Below are 23,798 nucleotides of genomic sequence, written 5' to 3'. Positions count from 1 at the left end.
GTACTATAACTCTAACCGCAAACTACGCACATATCAGAACTCATTTATAAAGTTAATGGGCAGAGGTAATACTTTAGATATTTACCAAAACCCATGCTTCAGTGTGGGTTACAGATAATTCACTCAGTAGGAATAGCAACGCAATAATATAACAACTATGAAAAAGCATTTTTTTGCCTTTTCACTGATAGCTTGTGCTGTCGGTGTGACTTTACCAACTCAGGCATTTGCAGTTAAGCTATACGCTGCTGGAAGTTTGCGTGATAGTCTCACAGAAGTAGCTGAATCTTTTAACGAAAAATATGGAATTCCAGTAGAAACGCGCTTTGGCCCATCTGGTCTAACACGAGAATTTATAGAACAAGAATTTTCCAAAACGGGAAAATCCGCAGATGTTTTTGCCAGTGCAGATATTGGTAATCCTCAGACATTGTTTGAAGAAGGTTTAAGTGAACCTGTAGTCAACTTCACCAGCAACCGCATGACTGCTGTTGTCAGATTAGGACTTGGTATCACATCAGATAATTTGTTGGACTTTTTGCTAAAACCCGAAATCAAGGTGGGAACTTCAACGCCTATAGCAGATCCATCTGGTGATTATGCATGGCAAATATTTGACAAGTCTGATCGGGTGACACCTGGTAATTCCCAAATTCTGAAGAATAAAGCTTTACAGTTAGTAGGTGGTAATCCGAATGCTCCTATAGTTCCTAATGGCAAAAATAGTTTAGTCTATTTTCTCCAAGAAACAAAGCAGGTAGATATATTTTTAGCTTATTACACCAGTGCGAAGACTGCCCAAGCAACAGAAGGTGGTGACAATCTGCAAATAGTAGAGTTACCCGACTATTTAGCAACGAAAGCTAATTATGGATTGACTACACTGAAAAACGCCGATCCTGATGGTGAAAAATTAGCTGAATATATCCTGTCACAAAAAGGGCAAGAAATTTTGGCTAAGTATGGATTTAGCGCCGCCTCTACTTCTATTCCCGAACATCAAGGTGCGGGTGGAATTTTAATGGCGGTAGGTGTAGCTTTTATCTTGAATAAAAAGCAATTAATTAAATTAAACTACCACAGGTAGAAAACTTCCTAATCTTGTTTGTTTCTGATTCAAATCAATCTGATAGTACATTCAATAAAGCAACACATCCTTCGGTAAAGACGCGATGAATCGCGTCTTTACAAATTGTCTATTTGTCGCATTCTTTTTTCAAATTGGTATTACATTTATTACCACTTTATTTTATCTGTGCAAAAAATCACTATTTTTCTCCCATTAACTACAACATTTTTGAGTAGCTATTTCTGACAATTTCAACTAAATCGGGCTACTAATTTGCTGTCTTATCCACGCACGAAATGCTTTCATTGTTGCATTTCTGCCATTGGTTTTACTAAGCATCAAATATTCTGGAATCACTTGGGAAATTTGGAGATTGGAGAAAATAGAACTGGTATTTGATTCTACATATTTACCATCGAAAAGCACGTTTATTTCTAACTTACTTCCATTCCACCGCCATAGTTCTGGTACTCTCAAAGCTTGATAATTATTAAAACGAGTCCGAGAGGTAATATCAATTTCAATAGCCAAATCTGGAGGTGGGTCGGTTTCTAAATTGATTCTATCTTTGCCCCTAATTCTAGCTTCATTTTGGATATAGAAACAATCATCGGGTTCTACCCCAGCATCCATACTTTCCTTATCAAAAGTTGTAGAACCTAAACTCCAAAATTCCAGATCGAGTTCTTCTAATAAAACTTTTACCAAGTCTCCAATAAGAACTTTAGCTACTTCATGCTCTGGTAATGGAGCCATTATTTCCAGCACCCCTTGATTGTAACCTATCCTATAACTGCGATTGTCCCCCAATTCTGCCAAAATACGTTTGTATGCCGACCAGGAGATATCTTTAATCAACAACTGATGACCGGCTCTAACAATTAGTTGATTGAGTTCAAGTAACATACGATAGGCAGGGAGTAAGGAGTAGGGAGTAGGGAGTAGGGAATCAGCCTTTTCGAGTTGTACCGAGTTTTTTCACGCAATCAAATAGGAGTCCTATAGCATTCCTGCTCTTTATTTTATGTAAGCGACGGTAACACCACTGCCGCCATCTGCTTGTTCTGCTGGTTCGTAGTTGTTCACTCTAGAATGCTGTTGCAAAAAGGCGTGAACTCCTTGTCGCAGCTTACCAGTACCGTACCCGTGAATAATCCAGATTGGGCCTGTAGCTTCCGAGATAGCTTTATCTAAAATGTATTCGGCATCAGCCACCCGTTTACCACGCAAATCGATGGTATTTTGGGAAGTCCGAATTTCTGGGACACTTTGCGATGGCGGGGCTACTGCTACTGGGGCTGGTTTGGGTTTGACGATTGGTTCGGCTTTTTGACCATCTAGAGATTCTACGTCTTGCAACTTCACAGTCATCTTCATTAGCCCAAAGCGAACGCTTAACTCACCATCTTCATCGGGGGCGGCGATCACTTCTGCTATCTGTCCCAGTTTGGGAACGCGGATGCGATCGCCTACTTTGGGCATAAACCCAGCTTTTGGTTTTGCTGGCGTTGCTGGCTGATATTGCTGGCCGATTTGATTTAAAGCATTGGTTGCTTGCTGCGCTTCTTGGGCTGTGGGCGTACCTTTCTGCAAACGGCGGATTACTTGGGCAATTTCACCTTTTGCTTGAGCGATCGCTTGTTGCACTGCTACTTCCTGTGAAGCCCGCAAACTGCTTTCCCTTTCCTCCAAACTTGCGGCTTTTGCGGATACTTCTTTGTATAAACGTTCAGCTTGCTGCACCAAAACTTGGGCTTCCGCAGCTTTGGTTTCTTGGCGGCGGCGTTGCGCTTCTAAGCCAGCAATTACCTGGTTAACTTCATCTGTGGCTTCTCCAACTTGGGTTTTTGCTTGTTGTACCACTTCTGGTTTTAATCCCAAGCGCAGGGCAATTGTCAGGGCATTAGAACGTCCGGGAATGCCCCACAGGAGACGGTAAGTAGGTGAGAGAGTACTTTCGTCAAATTCTACAGAGGCATTTTCAAACCGATCGTCTTCATATTTCAGGGCTTTTAGTTCGCCGAAGTGAGTGGTGGCAATAGTTAGCTGGGCATGGTTGGCGAGATATTGCAACAAAGCGATCGCTAAAGCACTACCTTCTACTGGATCGGTTCCTGCGCCGACTTCATCAAGTAAAACTAGGGAATTGGGCATGGGGCATAGGGCATTGGATTGTCCCCCATCTCCCTCATCTCCCTCATCCCCCAATGCTTCCAAAATCCGACTAATCCGGCGGATGTGTCCAGAGAATGTGGATAAACTCTGCTGTAAGGATTGTTCATCACCAATATCTGCCAACACTTTATCAAACCAAGGTATTTCTACTGGTTCGCGGGCAGGGACAAATAAACCTACTTTGGCCATTAATGCTGCTAAACCCAAAGTTTTTAAGGTTACAGTTTTACCGCCAGTATTAGGCCCGGTAATTGTCACTACCCGAATTTGCGGACTAATCAGTAAATCTACAGGAACTACTGGTTGCCCTTGTTCGTGTTGTTGCTGCCAGACTAACAAAGGATGCCGTAAATTCCGTAAGGTAATGATTTCCCTGTCTTCTCGCTGGATAAATCGTGGGGGGTTCGCTCCTAGCCAATAACTATATCGCGATCTAGCGGTTGCCAAATCCAAAGTGGTAGCGATCGCTAATAATCTCTCCAAATCTGGTTTGACTGCGGCTACAAGTTCTGTCAAAATGCGGCGAATCGTTTCTTCTTCGGCTTGCTCTCTTCTGATGATCTGCCGCAGTTGGTTGCCTAGAGGTACTACTGAATTCGGTTCCACATACAGGGTGGCACCGCTGGTAGAGGTATCGTGGACTATACCGGGGATGGCATCTTTTTGGGGTGCTTTTACAGGGATAACAAAGCGATCGCCCCGTTGCGTAATCAGCTGTTCTTGAACTGCTCCAGATTTGGCTTGTAAGATATTTTGCAGTTTTTGGGTAATTTGACTACGTAATCGCCGCAAGTCTGTGCGAATTTCGCCCAGTTTTTGACTCGCGCGGTCAGTTACCTGGGCCCGTTCATCAATACAACGGTGAATTTCTTGCTCTAGTTCTGGATAAGTTCGCAAATCGGCAACCAAATCAGTCAATATCGGCAAATCTTCTTGATTGTCGATGACACGGCGCAAATTTCTGGCACCAGCGAGGGTGGTAGCGATGGCTAACAGTTCATCTCCTGCCAAAACTCCACTGCGTTCTGCCCGTTCTAAGGAATCGCCAATATCTTGAATTCCTTCAAATGAGAGTCCCGTGGTCAGGCGATTTTCCAATTGGTAGATTTCTTTGGTTTGCTCTAACAACTGTTCGCTTTGGGTCTGAGAATCAGGTATTTTCAGATGACGCGCAGCTGTCGCTCCCAGTTTTGTTGCCGCAAAGGTAGCAAGGTGCTGGCAAAGGCGATGCCATTCTAATAATTCTAAGGTTTCAGATTGGATCAAGGTTTCAACATCTAATCTGAAATTATGGTAACAATTCTAGCTCCTAGATGGCTAAATCTTATAGGAGAAAATTTTCCTTTAGTCAATAGTCAATCCATTTTGGATTTTAGTCTGATACTTGCGCCGACACTTAAGCCGACGCACTCTCCGGATCTTGGAACAGACTTTCAGATATAAAAGTTCATGTTGAAGATGAGTTAGTCAAAAGTGTTCGGTGCGACTTGTTTAGTGTAGGGCTAGATCACAAAATGAAAATGTACTCTCAACGACTCTGTTTAGAACCACTAGAAACGTATCATGCCGAACTGCTCTTTGATGGATTACAGAGTGCCAATATATACGACTTTATCGAAGATGTGCCGCCACAAAGTGTTGAATTGCTCCGCGAACGCTACATGGTATTGACGCGTCGTCAATCACCAGATGGAACGGAGATTTGGTTGAATTGGGCTGTCTGGTCACTTGTAGAGAAATACTACGTTGGATACGTTCAAGCAACAATTACTGTAAATAAAAGCGCAATCGTTGCCTATGTGTTTTTCCCTAATTCATGGGGAAAAGGTTATGCACGCGAAGCTGTGACGTGTATGATTAATTATTTAGTTGAGACATACCAAATTCTGGATTTTTGTGCTTACGTTGATGTCCAAAATCATCGTTCTATTGCTTTATTGCATAAGTTGGGATTTGTAAGCTCGACTTTTTTTCAAAATGTTAAGTCTAACCAAAATGAATTTAACCACGAAGTACAGTATCGAAAACAACACATAAACTAATTAAGTGGCGGCTATTTCTTGTGCCAGAACGTAAGGTTGAACGATGAGAGTATTAAATCGCTTACTGCGATCGCCATTCCATTCTCCCACTTGTACTGTTGTGGGTTTGGTAATCAATTGTTTATCAATCCACTGTTCCACTGATGGTATGTTATCGCTGGCGATCGCTACTCCAACATCCACCAAATTTAGCTCAAGCGCCACCAAAATTACTGCATCTCGTTGTACATGAGGAATTAGCCACTCCCACTCTGCCTCATCCAAAATTTCTGTTAATTCCGCTCTTAAATCCGACATCATTTCCCAATTTTTATTGGCTAACAAACTATTTTACCTTAATTACTACTTCTTAACTCCTAACTCCTAACTCCTAACTAAACTTCAGATTTCATTTCATCAATTTCAAATAAAGACACAATTACTCCAGCGATGGGAATAGATATAAAAACACCTAATAATCCTGCTACTCTAGCCCCTACTAGTAAAGCAAAAAATACCACTACAGGATTAAGATTTAGCGCCCCTTGCATAATTCTGGGCGCAATCAAGTTATCTTGTATCTGCTGAAGGATGATACAAGCTATTAATACTTTCACTGCTAACCAAACACCTTGAGACAAAACAAATAGAGTAACTGTGCTTACTCCTAATGTCGCCCCTATGCCAGGAATGATATCAACAATTCCGACTATTATTGACAATATCAAAGCAAAAGGTACTTTTAATATTACAAAAACTAGGAATGTCGAAGTTGTTAAAAATCCACTTAATAACAATTGACCTCTAAAAAATCCTAAAAAAGACTTTCTGATTATATTTGTAAATCTATTACGGCGCTGTCTTGGTACTATTTTTAAAATAAAATTCCATAGTTTATCTCCATCTAATAGCATGAAAAAAGCCACAACTGCAATCAAGATAAAAGTTACAAAGTTCGTCATAAACCCTTGTAAAATAGCTAAACTAGTCACAAGACTTGATACAGCTTGATTCCGCAATTGTTCTTGAATAAAACTTAAATCTATCTGTAAATTACGGTTTTTTAACAAACCTTCTAGTCCCTCTAATAAAGGCACTAAAGAATTTAAAAATGCAGTGATACTATCAATTAATTGTTGTCCTTGAGATAAAACCGTTAAGCTCACAGTAATTATCACACCGCCTATAATTACAATACTGAGCAAGAAAACGACACCAACAGCTATACCGTGGGGCAAAAAACGCCGCAGCCCTTGTACAGGATAACTGAGCAAAAAAGCTAAAATTGCCGCAAAGGTAAAAATAACAATGACCGCTTCAAAGTAAGCTAAAAGTTGTACAATTGCCCAGCCAGAAGCAACTAAAAGCAAAAATCTAACTAATGCTAGATTATTTAATCGCTGCCAAAAATTCTTGGCTTCAAAGCCGCTCATAATAATTCGTAATTCATAATTAAGACGTAAAAAAGCTAGTTGTGTAGCATCAGAAAGTTGCCCACCCTGTAAGATGGATGATTTATTTGTTGGAAGTCCCTTAGTTGATTGCTAGAGTGAATTGACTTTAAGATTAGAGTAACCTAATAGCGATCGCTACCTCCCTAAAGCATACATCTCTTGCGTGTCTAACTCATCTTCCTAAATCATGCATCTCATTAATTATCTTGGTACACTTTTGTGTCAACCCTTCCAATTCCTCTTTATTACTGGAACTAGGAGCATCAATCAAGTTACCAATTCTGACTGTGATCGGAACTGCGCGAGGTAGGGACGCTCCTTTTTGTAAAATCTTCTCAGTACCCCAGACACTCACCGGCAATATTGGCGCTTTTGCTTTCGCCGCCAGCAGCAATGCGCCTCTTTTGGGGTCTGTAATTCGACCATCTGGGGTGCGAGTCCCTTGCAAGAAAACACCGACAGCCCAACCATTATCGAGATATTCTAGGGCGGCACGGATGGCATTGCGATCGGCATTTTCCCGACTCACTGGGTAAGCACCATACAATTTAATCGCTTGCGCCAAAATGGGAATATTAAATAACTCTTCCTTAGCCATGTACGCCACTGGACGACGTACACAATTAGAGACAATCGGCGGGTCGAAGTAACTAGCGTGATTACTGACTACTAGTAGCGGCCCTGAGTTGGGGACATTTTCCGCACCATAAATCTGGCCCCGAAAGTAAGCGTGAAGCATGGGGCTGACAACTGACCATTTAAAGGCGTGGTAAAGTGCCAGACTGATCGACGGTTCGCGGTTTTTGTCCACAGAAGATAATGCAAATCAAACTGAATTTAGCATAAGCGATCGCAACACCCAGATCAAACGCAAAAAAGCTATAGATATGAATTACTTCACCCATCTGGGAACACTAAATCTGGAAACTATCAGGATTTAGCAGTATGGTTAGCAATTTAATTACTATTCCCAGGTATCAAGTTAGCGAAGAACTATACAATGGTTCGAGAACCCTAGTTTATCGCGGGTATCGAGAAGCTGACCACAAACCTGTAGTAATTAAAGTGCTGAAAAATCCTTATCCGGGTTTGGGCGAACTGGTACAGTTTCGCAATCAGTACACCATTGCCAAAAATCTCAACTCACCTCTAATTATCCAAACCTATAGCCTGGAATCCTATCAAAATGGCTATGCGCTGGTGATGGAAGACTTTGGGGGGATTTCCCTAAAAGAATATTTTGCTGCCGTAGAGAGGGGATATATCGCGTCCCTGCAAGAGTTTTTAGAAATAGCGATCGCACTATGCAATACCTTAGATATATTCTACCGAGAGCGGATTATTCATAAAGACATCAAACCCGCCAATATTTTAATTAATCCCGAAACCAAACAAGTTAAATTAATTGACTTTAGTATTGCATCTTTACTCCCACGGGAAACGCAAACACTAATCAATCCCAATGTGTTAGAAGGGACACTAGCTTATATTTCTCCAGAACAAACAGGCAGAATGAATCGGGGGATTGACTATCGAACTGATTTTTATTCTTTAGGTGTGACATTCTACGAGTTACTGACCGGTGAATTACCATTTAATTCAAACGACCCGATGGAGTTAGTGCATTGTCATATTGCAAAACTTCCATCCAATTTAAGGGAAAGGGTAAAGGAAAAAGAGATTTCCCAAGTTCTCTGTGATCTTGTCAGTAAATTGATGGCGAAAAATGCCGAAGACCGCTATCAGAGTGCTTTGGGGTTGAAGTTTGATTTAGAAAATTGTTTATTTCAACTCCAAGAAACGGGTTCGATTGAGGGCTTTGAAATTGCGTGTAGGGATGTGTGCGATCGCTTTACCATCCCCGAAAAACTCTACGGCAGAAAAACTGAAGTACAGACTTTACTGGATGCTTTTGATCGCGTCAGTCTTGGTAATACAGAAATAATGCTAGTGGCGGGTTTCTCAGGCATTGGAAAAACCGCCGTTGTCAACGAAGTACACAAGCCGATCGCCCGTCAGCGGGGTTATTTCATCAAAGGCAAATACGATCAATTTCAGCGCAACATTCCCTTTTCTGCTTTTGTCCAAGCCTTTCGAGATTTGATGGGGCAATTATTATCAGAAAGTGATGCCCAATTGCAAACATGGAAGACTAAAATTTTAGAGGCTGTTGGAGACAGCGGACAAGTTTTAATTGATGTGATTCCAGAACTCGAACGGATTATTGGCACTCAACAAAGAGCTACGGAACTATCGGGAAGTGCTGCCCAAAATCGTTTCAATCTGCTGATGCAGAAATTTGTGAAAATATTCACGAGTCAATCACATCCATTAGTGATGTTTCTAGATGACTTGCAGTGGTCAGATTCGGCTTCTCTGAACTTACTGCAATTATTGATGCAGGACAGCAAGTATTTATTAATATTGGGTGCGTATCGGGATAACGAAGTGTCACTCGCTCATCCTTTTATCTTAACAGTCGATGAGATAGTCAAAACAGGGGCTGTAGTCAATACGATTACACTGCAACCGTTGAGTCTAGTCGATCTGAATCAGTTGGTTGCGGATACGCTAAATTGCGAATTATCCCTAGCTCAACCATTAACTGAATTGGTGTCCCAAAAAACCCAAGGAAATCCATTTTTTGCCACGCAGTTTCTCAAAGCATTGTATGAAGATGGACAGATTACCTTTGATTGGGAGATCCGACATTGGCAGTGCGATATTGCTGAAGTCAAAGCGTTAGCACTCACCGATGATGTGGTGGAGTTTATGGCTGTGCAATTGAAGAAATTGCCGCTCCCAACTCAGGAGGTTCTCAAATTAGCAGCCTGCATTGGGGCGCAGTTTGATTTGAATACATTGGCAATTGTTTCAGAAAAGTCCCTAGAAGCAGCCGCAACTGATTTGTGGAAAGCCTTGCAAGAAGGTTTGATTATTCCGAATACAGAAGTCTATAAGTTTTTTATTCAATCTGACAGTGCCTCGGTTTCTGATGCCGCAGCGAATCCAATTTATCGGTTTTTGCACGATCGCGTTCAACAAGCTGCTTATTCTCTGATTCCAGGCGAGCAAAAACAACTCACCCATCTGTCAATCGGGCAGCTATTGTTACGCGATTCTTCCACCAGCGATCGCGAAGAGCGATTATTTGAAATTGTCAATCATTTAAATATTGGCATTGCCCTAATTACACCACCCCAGGAGCGAGAAAATCTGGCACAGTTAAATCTAGCCGCAGGGCGCAAAGCGAAAACCGCCACCGCCTATAGTGTGGCAAGTGCCTATCTTACAACGGGAATCGAGCTTTTACCCAAAGATGCTTGGGAGAGCCATTATTCCTTAACTCTGGCACTCCATGAAGGCATTGCCGAGACGAGCTATCTCAACACCGATTTTGAGCAGATGGAACGGTGGGTGAGCGTGGTGTTGCAACAGGCCAAAACCCTCCTAGACACGAGCGAAGTTCAGCAAACTCGGATTTTGGGAGCGAAAGCCCAAGGGCAACTCCGAGAGGCGATTCAGATTGGGTTGTCGGTGTTAAACTCCTTGGGGATTGAATTTCCAGAACAACCCACCCAAGAAGATATTGGGCAAGCATTTGGTGTAACGCGATGGCTATGGGTAGATAAAGCACCCAGCAGTTTGCTAGATTTACCAACCATGCGCGATCCCCAGCTTTTGGCGGCGATGGAAATCTTGACAGCTTTGGTGCCTGCTGCCTACACCGTAGATCCTAACTTAATGCCATTGCTGATTTTCAAACAAGTCGAATTATCCATTCAATCTGGCAATAGTCCCATTTCCGTATTTGCCTACGGCGATTATGGCTTAATCCTGTGTGGTGTCATTGGCGATCTCGAAAACGGTTACGAGTTTGGGGAATTAGCATTAAGCCTGCGAGAACGACTCCAACTAACACCCTTCAAAAGTCGCAACTGGTATGTGGTTCACGTCTTCATCAAACATTGGAAAATCACCCTATCTGAAATCGTTCCTGGCTTGCAGGAAGCCTACCGCAGTGGGATAGAAACCGGAGATATTGAGACAGCTTGTCTAAGTGCGACATCCTACAGTTATTACGCTTATTATGCGGGGCAGGAATTAGCAGAACTGGCTCGGACAATAGATACCTATCGTCAAGCTATTTATCAATACAAACACGCAGCTTCCCGCCATTATCAAGAGATTTATCAACAAACTGTACTTAATTTATTGGGGCAGGCTGAGGTTCCTTATCTCCTGACTGGAGAAATCTTTAACCAGGAAAAATCTCTCTCCCAATTGCAAGCAGCTAATCAACGCTGCGCATTGTTCATGTGGCACATTAACCAAGCCGTTCTTTATTATCTTTTTGGACAAGAGCGGGAGGCGGCTCAAACCTCTGCTGAAACTGCCCAATACCTAGATGGTGGCGTGGGGCTGTTTATGATTCCCCTCTACTCCTTTTTTGATGCGCTGATTCAATTAACCCAGTATCCAGCAGCATCAAGAGAAAAGCGTCAGACAATTCTTTTCCAAGTGCAACAGCATCAAGACAAATTGCACAATTGGGCAACCTTCGCTCCTAGTAATCATCAGCATCGCTGGGAACTGGTAGCAGCCGAGCAATATCGCGTGCTAGGAAACAAAACCGATGCCATTGAAGTTTACGATCGCGCTATTAGCAGCGCCAAAGCTAACAACTTCATTCAAGATGAAGCCCTTGCCAATGAACTTGCTGCCAAGTTTTATCTCAACTGGGATAAAGAAAAAGTTGCTGCTGGTTATATGCAAGAAGCCTACTACTGTTATACCCGATGGGGTGCCAAAGCCAAAGTCGCCGATCTGGAAATTCGTTATCCCCAACTCCTCGCCCCCATCCTCCAACAAACCCGTTCTCCGTTTTCAACTAACGAAACTATCTTCACATGGGAGAGTGCCACCTCGACCAGTTTTGCCACTTCCAGCAGCACTGTTTCTGTGGCTTTAGATTTAGCTACCATTCTCAAAGCTTCCCAAACTATCTCTGGCGTTATCGAACTGGAAAAACTGCTCTCATCATTACTTTTGATCGTCATCGAAAATGCGGGGGCTGATAAATGCGTGTTAATGCTCTTGCAAGACGATTCGCTACGCGACACCAAAGGTGAACGCCTGCTGATTAAAGGGTCAATTATTCAGGGGTCGGAGCCAGTCGTGTTGCAGCGCCTTCCCATTGAGGACAGCCAGGACATTCCCCTCAGACTAATTTACAAAGTGAAGCACGAAAGGCAGACTGTTGTGCTGCTGGATGTGACGACAAATCGGACTTTAGCCAGTGACCCCTATATCATTCGTCAGCAGCCTCATAGTATCTTGTGTAGCCCGATTTTGCATCAAGGGAAGTTGATGGGCATTTTATATCTAGAGAATAATTTGGCGACGGGGGCGTTTACGAGCGATCGCGTTGAACTCCTGAATATGCTCTGCGCTCAGGCGGCAATTTCTCTGGAAAATGCCCGACTTTATGAGCAGTCACAAACCTATGCCCAGCAGCTAGAGCAAGCCTTACATGACTTGCAGCAAACCCAATTGCAAATGATTCAAAGCGAAAAGATGTCGGCATTGGGAAATTTAGTGGCTGGTGTAGCTCACGAAATGAATAATCCCCTTGGTTTTATTGCTGCCAGTCTAAAACAAGCTAAACCAACGTTTACTGATATTGTTGAACATCTCGGACTATATCAAAAAAGTTTACCCAACAAAAATGAGGAAATTCTTGACCACGCCGAAGAAATCGACTTGGATTATAGCTTAGAAGACTTGCCCAAGATGATTGATTCTATGTCTATGGCGTGCGACAGGCTAAAGAATATCAGTACTAGTTTACGTACTTTCTCTCGTGCCGATCAAGATTACAAAGTACCTTTCAATATCCACGAAGGCATTGATAGCACCATTCTCATTCTCAAACATCGTCTGAAAGCTAACCCTGAGCGTCCCGCCATTGAAGTTGTTACAAATTACGGTAATTTACCTCCAATTGAATGTTTCCCTGGTCAATTAAATCAGGTATTTATGAATCTTCTCGCTAATGCTATTGATGCCTTGGATGAATCTAACACCGGACGCAGCTTTGAGGAAATTAAAGTCAATCCTAACTGTATTACAATTACAACCTCAGTCCAAAATAATCTAGTTAAAATTGCCATTATGGATAATGGTAAGGGGATGAATGAAGAAGTCAAATTCAAAATATTTGACCATTTATTTACGACAAAAGCTGTTGGTAAAGGCACGGGGTTGGGGTTGGCGATCGCTCGTCAAATCGTTGAAGAAATCCACAACGGTAAATTGAGTTTTAACTCTGTTCCGAGTGAGGGGACAGAATTTTTTATTGAAATTCCACTATGAACTTTTGCTATTGTTGGTAAACAACTGCATATATCCGGGAACACTAAATCTGTAAGTCTTAAAAATTTAGCAGTATGGTTAGCACTAAAGTGAGCATTCCCGGATATCAAATTAGCGAGGAACTGTACAATGGTTCGAGAACCCTAGTTTATCAGGGGTATCGAGAAACTGACTCATTACCTGTAGCGATCAAACTGCTGAAAAATCCTTATCCGAGTTTCAGCGAACTCTTGTCGTTTCGTAATCAATACACCATTGCTAAAAATCTCAACTCACCCCTAATCATCCAAACCTACTGCCTAGAACCTTACCAAAATGGCTATATGTTAGTGATGGAAGACTTTGGAGGAATTTCCTTGAAGGAATGGGGAGTAGGAAGCAGGGAGTGGGGAGTGAAGGGAAGCGTAGAATCTCTGATGGAGTTTTTACAGATAGCGATCGCCCTATGCAATATCTTAGATATACTGTATCGCTCGCGCATTATTCATAATGATATTAAACCCGCGAATATTTTAATTAATCCACAAACAAAACAAATTAAATTAATTGACTTTAGTATTGCATCCTTGCTACCACGGGAAACTCAAACGCTCATCAGTCCCAATGTGTTAGAAGGGACACTCGCTTATATTTCTCCAGAACAAACAGGAAGAATGAATCGGGGGATTGATTATCGGACTGATTTTTATTCACTGGGTATCACTTTCTACGAATTACTCACAGGAGAGTTACCCTTTCAATCCAAGGATATGATGGAGTTGGTGCATTGTCATATTGCAAAACTTCCTGCTCCTTTGGAGCTATTCAATATTCCTAAATCAATTTCAGATATCGTGATGAAATTGATGGCGAAGAATGCTGAAGAACGCTATCAGAGTGCATTAGGACTGAAATATGATTTAGAAACTTGTTTAACTCAACTTCAGTCAACTGGTAAAATTGAAAGTTTTCCAATTGCACAAACAGATGTGTGCGAGCGTTTTATTATCCCCGATAAACTCTATGGACGAGAAACAGAAGTAGAAACTCTACTCCAAGCATTTGAGCGAGTTAGCTTGGGTGCAACTGAAATAATGCTGGTGGCAGGTTTTTCGGGTATTGGTAAAACTGCGGTTGTTAACGAAGTTCATAAACCTATTGTTCGTCAACGTGGTTATTTTATCAAAGGTAAATATGACCAATTTCAGCAAAATGCTCCCTTCTCAGCATTTGTGCAAGCATTCCGAGATTTAATGGGGCAATTGCTTACAGAAAGCGATGCTCAAATTCAGGAATGGAAAAGTAAGCTTTTAGAAGCTGTCGGTGAAAATGGACAGGTAATTATTGAAGTAATTCCAGAATTAAAAAAAATTATTGGTATCCAACCACCAGCCCCCGAATTATCAGGAACTGCTGCCCAAAATCGCTTTAATTTATTGTTCCAAAAATTCACCCAAGTCTTTACTATTGCCGAACATCCATTAGTAATATTTTTAGATGATTTGCAATGGGCAGATTCAGCATCGTTGAAGTTAATGCAGCTATTAATGACTGATACAGAGTATCTTTTCATCATTGGTGCATATCGTGATAACGAAGTCAATCCAGCACATCCGTTAATGTTAACCTTGAGTGAAATTAAAAAAGCACTCTTCACGATTAATACGATTACTTTAGCACCACTGAGTCAAATGCAAGTGAACTACTTAGTTGCTGACACACTTAAGTGTTCAGAAAATGTAGCTTTGCCTCTTTCTTTACTAGTATCTCAGAAAACTCAAGGTAATCCGTTTTTCGCTACACAATTTCTCAAAGCATTGTATCAAGATGAACTGATTGAGTTCAGCTTTGAGTCAGGCTGTTGGAAATGTGATATTACACGAGTAACTCAGCAAGCATTAACAGATGATGTTGTTGCTTTTATGGCATTTCAATTGCGAAGACTGCCGCCATCAACTCAAAATATATTGCAATTAGCTGCTTGTATTGGGAATCATTTTGATTTAGGAACTTTGGCTATTGTTTCGGAAACATTAGAGATAGAAACAGCAGCTTGTTTGTGGAAAGCTTTACAAGAAGGGTTGATTTTGCCTACTGGTAATATTTATAAATTTTATGTCGGGCAAGAAAGTCAAGCCGTTACTCAAGAAATTTCTCAGACTGTCAAATACAAGTTTTTGCACGATCGCGTCCAACAAGCTGCTTATTCTCTGATTCCAGATGAGCAAAAGAAAACAACTCATCATCGGATTGGTCAACAGTTATTGAAGAATACACCTGATAGTGAACAAGAAGAGCGAATTTTTGAGATTGTTAATCAAATCAATATTGCTGTTGAATTAATTGCACAGCCGACAGCACGAGAGGAATTAGCAAAGTTGAATTTAATCGCTGGGCGCAAAGCTAAAAATTCTACTGCTTATAATGCTGCGGTTAAATATTTTGGTGTCGGGCGCAATCTCTTAGCAGGCGATCGCTGGAAAAATCAGTATAACCTGACACTAGCATTGTATGTAGAAGCAGTGGAGGCAGCCTATCTCAATACTGATATAGATGAGATGGAACAGCTTGCAGAAGTGATACTGCAACAGGCAAAAACAGCATTGGATACAGTCAAAGTGTATGGTGTGAGAATTAATGCGTACACATCACAGGGTCAGCTACTCAAAGCCATCAACACTGGATTGATGATATTAAAGCAATTTGAGATCGATCTCCCTGAATCACCAGATTTAGAAGATGTTGCACGGGTGAGTCAACAAACACAAGCTCTTTTAGGTAATAAGAAACCTACGGCTCTGCTAAATCTGCCAGAGATGACGAACCCTCAAATTTTGGCAGTGATGCAAATTCTCAATGAAATATCTGTCCCTGCTTATTTGACAAAACCAAATCTCAATTCATTGATAATCATGACGCAGATGAATTTGTCAATGACTTATGGAAATGCGTCTATTTCTGTATTAGGTTACTCTCAGTACGGATTATTTCTTTGTGCTGTTGCTGACGATATTGAGCAAGGCTATGAATTTGGTCAATTGGCGTTGAATTTATTATCTAAATTCAAAGAAAAAAAGATCGAAGCTAGAGTATTATTTGTCACGTCTATTTTTATACTTCATTGGAAAGTTCATGCCAGAGAAACCTTAAAGCTGCTGCAAAATGCTTACTCTAGTGGTTGGGAAAGTGGAAGTTTAATGGACTTGGGCTACGCAGCTATGGGTTACGGTTTCCACGCCTATTTCATGGGTTATGAGTTATCCGAGCTAGAACAAGAAATGACAGCCTATAGCAAGGCATTGTCACAAATTAATCAGCAAACGCAGCTCAACTACAATGAACTTTATCGACAGGCAATTCTCAATTTGCTTGGTCAAACGGCAAGTCCATTTCTATTGCTTGGTGAAGCAAATAAAGAACAGGAACTGTTAGCACGATATCAGCAGACAGATGACAAAACAGGATTATGGCATTTCTTTTTGAACAAGTTAATTCTGTGTTATTTTTTTCAAGAATTTGAGGCAGCGCTTGAATATATCGAACAGGCAAAACATTATGCATCTGCGGGAAAAGGAATGTTTAATATTCCTGTATTCTATTTTTATGCTTCTCTGGCTTGGTTAACTGTTTTGCCTAACTATCCTAAATCTGAGCAAGAAAATATCCTGCAACAAGTCGCAGCTAATCAGAAAAATATGCAGAAATGGACAAGTCATAACCCGACGAATCATCTACACAAATTTTATCTAGTAGAGGCAGAACGAAATCGAGTTTTTGGTGAATATTTAGAAGCAATGAAAAATTATGACCTGGCAATTTCTCTTGCTAAACAAAACGGCTACATCCAAGAAGAAGGACTGAGCAACGAACTCGCAGCCAAATTCTACCTCGACTGGGGTAAAGAAAAAATCGCCCAAGCATATATGCAAGAAGCATACTACTGCTATGCCCGCTGGGGTGCAAAAGCCAAAACTGATGACTTAGCAAAATACTATCCCAGACTGTTGCAACCCATCCTGCAACAGCAAAGAATTAACCTCAACCCCCTAGAAACTATTGGCTTTTCTGGGACTTTTTCATCTACTCAGACTAGTAACACTAATATTTCCGATGTTCTAGATTTTACCTCTGTCCTCAAAGCCTCTCAAGCTATCTCCAGTACTTTAGAAATAGATCAACTTATTACCAGTCTCACTCGCATTATCCTAGAAAACTCTGGCGCGAAAAAATCTGTACTAATTCTTCCTCAAGGAGATACTTGGCAAGTTAGGGCAATTACCTTTATTAATCATGGATTAAATTCTCATATTGACATACAAACCATTTTAAATTCACAAGCACTCGATACTTCTCAAGATATTCCCACAACAATTATCAATTACGTCAAAAACACCCAACAAACAGTTGCGATCAATAACTTGCAAACAGATATTCCTGGTGTAATTGGGGAATATATGTACCGAATAAAACCCCAGAGTGTATTATGTACCCCGATTATTAATCAAGGGCATTTAGTAGGGATTATTTACTTAGAAAATAAACTGACTCCAGGAGTGTTTACTAGCGATCGCCTCAGGGTTATTAATCTGCTTTCTTCCCAAGCAGCAATATCTTTAGAAAATGCTCAACTTTATCAACAAGCAGGGCAAGCATTAGAAGACTTACAACAAGCTCAATTACAAGTTGTCCAAAGTGAGAAAATGTCTGCATTGGGTAACTTAGTTGCCGGGGTAGCCCATGAAATGAATAATCCTTTGGGGTTTATTTATGCCAGTCTTCAACAAGCAAAACCTAGCCTTACAGATATTGTTGAACACTTGAAACTCTATCAAGAAAGTCTCCCCAATCCAGGTGATGAAATTACCGACCATGCCCAAGAAATCGACTTAGATTATAGCTTAGAAGACTTACCCAAGATTATTGATTCAATGGTAATGGCCTGCGATCGCCTGAAAAATATCAGCACCAGTCTCCGCACTTTCTCCCGTGCTGATAAGGATTACAAAGTACCATTTAATATCCATGAAGGTATCGATAGTACGATTTTAATTCTTAAACATCGCCTGAAAGCTAATGAACAACGTCCAGCAATTGAAGTGATAACTGAGTATGGTAATTTCCCTAAAATTCATTGTTTTCCTGGACAATTGAATCAGGTCTTTATGAATATTTTGGCAAATGCTATTGATGCGTTAGAAGAATCGAATATGGGGCGAAGCTTGGAAGAAATAAAGACCAATCCGAACCGAGTTATAATTAAAACCTTAGTAGAAAATGAAGGCGTGAAAATTACCATTGCTGATAATGCAAATGGGATGACTTCTGAAGTCAAACATAAGATTTTTGATAATTTATTTACGACGAAAGGTGTGGGTAAAGGTACGGGATTAGGATTAGCGATCGCTCGTCAGATTGTCGCAGAAAAACATGGAGGAGCGATCGAGGTAGACTCTAGACCAGGTGAGGGTACTGAATTTGTGATTCAGCTACCGCTGTAGCATATACATCTGTCTGGTCTAGATAGCACTGCAAGTAATGATTCTCGTGTCTCAACCCTACCCAATAGAAGCTAAAAAAATTAAACAGGTAAATCACTAGTCCTCTGGATGTTTTGTAAAATTAAATCAGGGCTATTACGTTTAATCAAGCCAGTTAGGACTTTACCAGGGCCAATTTCCATTACTCGCTCGATACCATTAGCTGGTAATTGCAGACAAATTTCTCGCCATCTTACAGAACTAATCATTTGTTTATTCAGGCGTTCCTTTAAAATCTCGGCATCAATAGAGGAAATTGGTTCTACATTAGACAAAACTGGTATGATAGCTGGCTGAAATTCCACAGATTCTAAAATGTCTTGGAATTCGGCAGCTGCTGGTGCTATTAAATGTGAATGAAATGCTCCAGAAACTTTTAAGGGAATCGCACGCTTTGCTTTAACTTGAGTCATCACCGCTTGTACAGCCTCAGTCGTACCTGAAATTACCACCTGAGCCGAACTATTATCATTTGCTATCACCACATCAGGGGTTTGAGAAATGACTTTTTCTAACTGTTCGCGGTCAAAGTTCATCAAAGCTGCCATCATCCCGTCGACGGAACTATCCATAAGTTCTGCACGACGCTTCACCAGATATAAACCAGCTGACCATTCAAAGACACCCGCTATATAAAGGGCAGTATATTCTCCCAAACTATGACCAGCAACTAAATCTGGCTGGTGTCCCCGTTCTCGAAGTAGGTCAGCAAGAATGCTTTCAACTACATAAAGAATTGGTTGAGTATACAGCGTCTGTGATAACTTCTCTTCTTGAGTTTGACAAATTTCAGTTACAGACCAACCCAAAATATCCTCAGCTTTGGCAAGCTTGTATTTAGCGGACGGCATATCTAATAAGTCCATTCCCATTCCCAGCGTTTGGGAACCTTGTCCGGGAAACACCCATGCAGTTTTTGTCATTTGTCAATAGTCAGAAAAGTGAGGAGTTAGAAGTTAGAAGTTAGAAGTTAGGAGTTAGGAGTTAGGAGTTAAAATTCATAACTCATAACTCCTAACTCCTCACTCTTCACCTTCCCCATTGAAAGATTGCCGCGCCCCAGGTAAGACCGGCACCAAAGCCGGATGTAGCAACAATGTCATTGGGTTTAATTTTACCTTGTCGTACTGCTTCATCTAAAGCTAAAGGGATGGAAGCAGCTGAGGTATTGCCATAGTGGGCGAGATTACTGATAACTTTATGTTCTGGGATATTCAGGCGTTGGGCAACGGCATCGATAATCCGCTGATTGGCTTGATGCAATATCAGCCAATCTATCTGGTCAACGCTGATGTTGGCTTGAAACAAGGCTTTATCAATTATTTCTGGCACTTTTTGCACAGCAAAGCGGTAGACTTCTTTGCCGTTCATCGTAATCGGTTGGTAAGTGCCTTTGGTGATATTTATATCAGTCAGCAGTTCTTGGGAAGTACCTGCATAAGCAAGGTTGAGGTAATGGTTTTGAGTACCATCACTTTTAAGTGCAAATCCTAATAAGCGATCGCTTTTGGCAGCTTGTAACACCACTGCTCCGGCACCATCACCGAACAATACACAAGTCCGCCGATCTTCCCAATCTACCCAGCGAGAGAGGATATCTGCCCCTATTAACAATACATTTCTATAGACACCAGTTCTAATGTATTGGGCTGCTGTAACCAAACCAAACACAAAGCCGGAGCAGGCAGCGGTCAAGTCAAAGGCTACTGCGTTGGTGGCTCCCAATTGCGCCTGTACATGACAAGCACTACCAAACAAATCATCAGGGGTGGAAGTCGCTAGCAGAATCAGGTCTAGGTCTTCTGGTTTAATTCCTGAAGCGGCGATCGCCTGACTGCTGGCAGCAGTAGCGAGTACACTCAAGGACTCAGATGGCAGAGCTAATCGGCGTTGACGAATTCCCGTTCTTGTAGCAATCCACTCATCTGATGTTTCAACTAGTTCACTCAATGTCTGATTGTGTAGGGAAGTTGCTGGTACTGCCGAGCCGCTTCCAGTAATTGCTACGCCTAAGTTTTGCACTCCTAATCTCCCAAGCTCTCAGCTTTTTATCCTCTCTTACAAAGTTCTGATCAAAGGAAGCCTTAGCTCAGACTTTGCGCTTTGTCTTTTGTCCTTTGTCCCTTGTCAGTTGTCAGTTATCCTTTGCAAATGACCAATGACCAATGACCAATGACCAATGACTAATGACCAATGACTAACCGCTCTCGCGCTCTAGGATATATTGCGACTGAATTCGTTGTATCACCTGGTTGTCAACAGCTTCTTTTGCCATGCGAATTGCATTAAAAATTGAAGGTGCTTGGGAGCTACCGTGACCGATAAAACAGACTCCTGCCACGCCTAGCAGTAAAGCACCACCATGTTCTGCGTGATCCATTCGCTGCTTAATCCGCTTCAAGTTGGGTTTTAAGAGTGCTGAACCGATTTGACCGTGCAATCCTTGGGGTAATTCTTCCCGCAGAATTTGCAGAATCACTTCTCCGACGGCTTCGGCAAATTTTAACAATACATTACCTACAAAACCATCGCAGACAATCACATCAAAGCGACCGGAAAGCACATCACGCCCTTCAGCATTGCCAATAAAATTAATTTGGGAATTTTCGCGTAGCAGTTGGTGGGCGCGGACGGTTGCATCATTGCCTTTAGAGTCTTCTTCACCGATATTCAACAAACCCACCTTCGGTTCAGTTGTACCCAAGACATACTGACTGTAAGCCGATCCCATAACACCAAACTGCTCTAAAAACTTGGGACGGCAATCTACATTTGCGCCCACATCAAGTACCAGCACTGGCTTACCAGCAATAATTGTCGGAAAAACTGTCCCAATAGCTGGGCGATCGATTCCTGGCAATCGTCCTAAGCGAAGCAAAGCTGATGCCATAGCGGCTCCAGAGTGGCCGGCAGAAAATACGGCATCTGCCTTTTGCTGCTTGACTAAATCCATCGCCACATTAATAGAAGCCTTGCGTTTGCGTCTAACTGCATTTAAAGGCTCCTCATCCATAGCGATCGCTTCCTCAGCATTCACGATCTCTACCTGCCCTAAACTTGTTTTTGATGGCAAGGCAGCTTCTATTTGTTGGGGATCGCCAACCAAAAATATATCTACACCCAATTCTTCTCTTGCTCGCAATGCGCCAGCAACGATTTCACCGGGTGCGTGATCCCCTCCCATTGCGTCAATTGCGATCCGTACACGAGTCGATCCCATTGCTCACAGCTTTTAGAAACCTTACAAATTTTACCAGATGGCAATGCCCGAAAAAGCTTAATTTTCTGACCGCCAAATTAATTCTGTTACTATTGCAACAATTTTTGCTGGCAAGCTCAAGATAGCACGAATTTGGGGATTGGGGATTGGGGATTGGGCATTGGGATGAGGAAGATGAGGAGGATGAGGAAGAATAATAATCATTTGTTTGCTCCCCCATCTCCCCCATCTCCCTCATCTCCCCCTGCTCCTTATTCCCCGCTTCCCAGCACCCAATCAACTAGCGTCCGAACACCGTAACCAGTTGCCCCGGCGCCGTTGTAGCCATTTTCTTTATCTGTCCACACTGGGCCAGCAATATCTAGGTGCGCCCAAGGGGTTTGTTTGACGAATTGCTTCAGGAAAAGGGCAGCAGTGATTGCACCACCTGGACGCGGCCCTGTATTTTTCATGTCCGCAATACCAGACTTTAACCCTTCAAAATATTTTTCTTCCATTGGCATCCGCCAAATCTTTTCCCCTGAAGTTTGGGCAGCTTTTTCGAGCTGGGAAGCGACACCTTCATCGGGAGTGTACAAACCAGCAATATCGTCACCCAAAGCAATGACGTTGGCACCAGTCAGTGTGGCTAAATCAACGATCGCATCTAAGCCCAGTTTGTCGGCATACACCAAGGCATCTGCTAGGGTCAAACGTCCTTCAGCGTCGGTGTTGTTCACTTCAATTGTTTTGCCATTTGATGCTGTGAGAATGTCTCCAGGGTGCATGGCGTGACCGCTAATCATGTTTTCAGCCGCCGCCGAAATAAAGTGAACTTCAACATCTGGCTTAATTTGAGCAACTGCTTTTGCTGCCCCCAAGGTAGCAGCTGCACCCCCCATGTCCATCTTCATGGTTTCGATGCCGCTACCAGCACCTTTAATGTTGAGTCCGCCGGAGTCGAAGGTTACACCTTTGCCAATAATTGCTAATTTCTTTTTGGGTGTACCTTCTGGCTTATAAGTTAGGTGAATGAATTTCGGTGGCAAATCGGAAGCTTGGGCTACTCCTAAAAATGCACCCATGCCCAACTTTTCACAGTCTTCTCGTTCCAGAATTTCCAGTTGTAAACCATAATCCTTGGCGATCGCTTGAGCAGTTTCCGCTAAAGTAATTGGTGTGACTGCGTTGGCTGGCGCTGCCACTAACTGCCGTGCCAAATTTACCCCGGAAACGATTTGATTGGCGCGGGTAATGGCAGCTTCTTGTCCACCGAAACCCAGTAAATCTACGGTTTCTATTTGTGAACCTTTATCTTCTGGTTCGGATTTAAAGCGAATATCTTGGTAAAGTGCTAATTCCACACCTTCTGCGATCGCTTGAGCACTGGCGGCTGGATCGTTGTTCCACAATGGAAAACTAAATCCGAGAATTTTGCTTTTCTGCTTTTTTCCTACCCTAGCTACAGCCGCAGCAGCACGGCGCAGAGTATCTAGTTTTAACGCTTCTGGTTTGCCTAAACCTACTAAAATCAATTTCCGCACTGGGCTACCAGCATTTACACGGGTGAAGATTGTACTGTTGGCTTTACCTTTAAATTCTTCTTCAGTAATCAGTTCTTTTAAGACCCCAGAAAACTTTTGATCTAAAGTAGCTAGTTCTCCGGTTAACTCTACTGCATCTTCAAATAATCCAATTGCCAAACTATCGCCTGCCCACTCTAGTAAAGGCTTATCACTAGGTTGAATTGTCATTTTGGGATTTTTTTGTGTAAATATTCCTTCTTGTACCAGTATTGCTCAAAATTCTGGTTTCATGGTGTAGGGAAGCGGGGATTGGGCATTGGGGATTGGGTAGCAGGGGTCAGTAAGTAGTAAGTTAACAAATTTAGTAAAAATAGCACTCGTTAATGAGTCTTTGATACTCGTTAATCTACCTCAGAACTCCGTTAATGAGTCTTTGATACTCGTTAATCCACCTCAGAACTCC

14 protein-coding genes are annotated in these 23,798 nt (G+C 42.0%); 4 read left to right on the top strand and 10 right to left on the bottom strand.

What is annotated here, in order from left to right:
• The first annotated feature begins 157 nt into the window (after positions 1 to 157).
• A complete protein-coding gene (locus RMY63_RS00070) occupies positions 158 to 1,087 on the top strand; it encodes a molybdate ABC transporter substrate-binding protein (protein WP_322726733.1) in 930 nt (309 codons plus the stop codon).
• Between the two features lie 237 nt (positions 1,088 to 1,324).
• Here RMY63_RS00070 and RMY63_RS00065 read toward each other — a convergent pair whose 3' ends face one another.
• Together RMY63_RS00065 and RMY63_RS00060 are read right to left on the bottom strand one after the other, a co-directional pair.
• Positions 1,325 to 1,975 carry a Uma2 family endonuclease gene (locus RMY63_RS00065; RefSeq protein ID WP_322726732.1) on the bottom strand — a complete coding sequence of 217 codons (651 nt, stop codon included), beginning with the start codon at positions 1,973 to 1,975 and terminating at the stop codon, positions 1,325 to 1,327.
• Positions 1,976 to 2,086: 111 nt separating this feature from the next.
• The gene (locus tag RMY63_RS00060; RefSeq protein ID WP_322726731.1) at positions 2,087 to 4,510 is read right to left on the bottom strand and encodes an endonuclease MutS2; all 2,424 of its coding nucleotides are present in this window, start codon (positions 4,508 to 4,510) and stop codon (positions 2,087 to 2,089) included.
• 254 nt (positions 4,511 to 4,764) lie between these two features.
• On the opposite strand from RMY63_RS00060, the gene RMY63_RS00055 reads away from it, so the two are divergent.
• A complete protein-coding gene (locus RMY63_RS00055) occupies positions 4,765 to 5,286 on the top strand; it encodes a GNAT family N-acetyltransferase (protein WP_322726730.1) in 522 nt (173 codons plus the stop codon).
• Here RMY63_RS00055 and RMY63_RS00050 read toward each other — a convergent pair whose 3' ends face one another.
• From RMY63_RS00050 to RMY63_RS00040, 3 genes are all read right to left on the bottom strand, one after another.
• The gene (locus tag RMY63_RS00050; RefSeq protein WP_322727029.1) at positions 5,287 to 5,583 is read right to left on the bottom strand and encodes a DUF2288 domain-containing protein; all 297 of its coding nucleotides are present in this window, start codon (positions 5,581 to 5,583) and stop codon (positions 5,287 to 5,289) included.
• A 77-nt stretch (positions 5,584 to 5,660) separates the two neighbouring features.
• Positions 5,661 to 6,698, bottom strand: a complete 1,038-nt coding sequence (locus RMY63_RS00045; protein WP_322726729.1) for an AI-2E family transporter — start codon at positions 6,696 to 6,698, stop codon at positions 5,661 to 5,663.
• Between the two features lie 193 nt (positions 6,699 to 6,891).
• On the bottom strand, positions 6,892 to 7,530 hold the full coding sequence (locus RMY63_RS00040; protein WP_322726728.1) for a lysophospholipid acyltransferase family protein: 639 nt from the start codon (positions 7,528 to 7,530) through the stop codon (positions 6,892 to 6,894).
• 134 nt (positions 7,531 to 7,664) lie between these two features.
• Between RMY63_RS00040 and RMY63_RS00035 the strand changes: the two genes are divergently transcribed.
• Together RMY63_RS00035 and RMY63_RS00030 are read left to right on the top strand one after the other, a co-directional pair.
• Positions 7,665 to 13,094, top strand: coding sequence for an ATP-binding sensor histidine kinase (locus RMY63_RS00035; RefSeq protein ID WP_322726727.1), 5,430 nt, complete (start codon positions 7,665 to 7,667; stop codon positions 13,092 to 13,094).
• Positions 13,095 to 13,168: 74 nt separating this feature from the next.
• Positions 13,169 to 18,571, top strand: a complete 5,403-nt coding sequence (locus tag RMY63_RS00030) for an AAA family ATPase (protein ID WP_322726726.1) — start codon at positions 13,169 to 13,171, stop codon at positions 18,569 to 18,571.
• A gap of 80 nt (positions 18,572 to 18,651) precedes the next feature.
• On the opposite strand, the gene fabD is transcribed toward RMY63_RS00030, so the two are convergent.
• The 5 genes from fabD to RMY63_RS00005 form a co-directional block, all read right to left on the bottom strand.
• A complete protein-coding gene (gene fabD / locus RMY63_RS00025) occupies positions 18,652 to 19,533 on the bottom strand; it encodes an ACP S-malonyltransferase (protein ID WP_322726725.1) in 882 nt (293 codons plus the stop codon).
• Between the two features lie 106 nt (positions 19,534 to 19,639).
• Complete coding sequence (locus RMY63_RS00020) at positions 19,640 to 20,632, bottom strand: beta-ketoacyl-ACP synthase III (RefSeq protein ID WP_322726724.1); 993 nt, start codon at positions 20,630 to 20,632, stop codon at positions 19,640 to 19,642.
• Between the two features lie 175 nt (positions 20,633 to 20,807).
• A complete protein-coding gene (plsX, locus tag RMY63_RS00015) occupies positions 20,808 to 21,830 on the bottom strand; it encodes a phosphate acyltransferase PlsX (protein WP_322726723.1) in 1,023 nt (340 codons plus the stop codon).
• Positions 21,831 to 21,887: 57 nt separating this feature from the next.
• Positions 21,888 to 22,034 carry a hypothetical protein gene (locus RMY63_RS00010; RefSeq protein WP_322726722.1) on the bottom strand — a complete coding sequence of 49 codons (147 nt, stop codon included), beginning with the start codon at positions 22,032 to 22,034 and terminating at the stop codon, positions 21,888 to 21,890.
• A 47-nt stretch (positions 22,035 to 22,081) separates the two neighbouring features.
• The gene (locus tag RMY63_RS00005) at positions 22,082 to 23,563 is read right to left on the bottom strand and encodes a leucyl aminopeptidase (protein ID WP_322726721.1); all 1,482 of its coding nucleotides are present in this window, start codon (positions 23,561 to 23,563) and stop codon (positions 22,082 to 22,084) included.
• Positions 23,564 to 23,798 lie beyond the last annotated feature (235 nt).

It is taken from the genome of Nostoc sp. ChiQUE01b (assembly GCF_034531255.1).
Classification (GTDB): Bacteria; Cyanobacteriota; Cyanobacteriia; order Cyanobacteriales; family Nostocaceae; genus Nostoc.
This window is presented reverse-complemented; position numbering and strand designations above follow the sequence as displayed.

What these genes read in the sequence shown, in the direction of transcription:
- RMY63_RS00050 (WP_322727029.1), bottom strand. Translation starts at nt 5,583, where the DNA reads ATGTCGGATTTAAGAGCGGAATTAACAGAAATTTTGGATGAGGCAGAG.
- RMY63_RS00070 (WP_322726733.1), top strand. Translation starts at nt 158, where the DNA reads ATGAAAAAGCATTTTTTTGCCTTTTCACTGATAGCTTGTGCTGTCGGT.
- RMY63_RS00035 (WP_322726727.1), top strand. Translation starts at nt 7,665, where the DNA reads ATGGTTAGCAATTTAATTACTATTCCCAGGTATCAAGTTAGCGAAGAA.
- RMY63_RS00010 (WP_322726722.1), bottom strand. Translation starts at nt 22,034, where the DNA reads ATGATTATTATTCTTCCTCATCCTCCTCATCTTCCTCATCCCAATGCC.
- RMY63_RS00065 (WP_322726732.1), bottom strand. Translation starts at nt 1,975, where the DNA reads ATGTTACTTGAACTCAATCAACTAATTGTTAGAGCCGGTCATCAGTTG.
- RMY63_RS00045 (WP_322726729.1), bottom strand. Translation starts at nt 6,698, where the DNA reads ATGAGCGGCTTTGAAGCCAAGAATTTTTGGCAGCGATTAAATAATCTA.
- RMY63_RS00005 (WP_322726721.1), bottom strand. Translation starts at nt 23,563, where the DNA reads ATGACAATTCAACCTAGTGATAAGCCTTTACTAGAGTGGGCAGGCGAT.
- RMY63_RS00055 (WP_322726730.1), top strand. Translation starts at nt 4,765, where the DNA reads ATGTACTCTCAACGACTCTGTTTAGAACCACTAGAAACGTATCATGCC.
- fabD (WP_322726725.1), bottom strand. Translation starts at nt 19,533, where the DNA reads ATGACAAAAACTGCATGGGTGTTTCCCGGACAAGGTTCCCAAACGCTG.
- RMY63_RS00030 (WP_322726726.1), top strand. Translation starts at nt 13,169, where the DNA reads ATGGTTAGCACTAAAGTGAGCATTCCCGGATATCAAATTAGCGAGGAA.
- plsX (WP_322726723.1), bottom strand. Translation starts at nt 21,830, where the DNA reads ATGGGATCGACTCGTGTACGGATCGCAATTGACGCAATGGGAGGGGAT.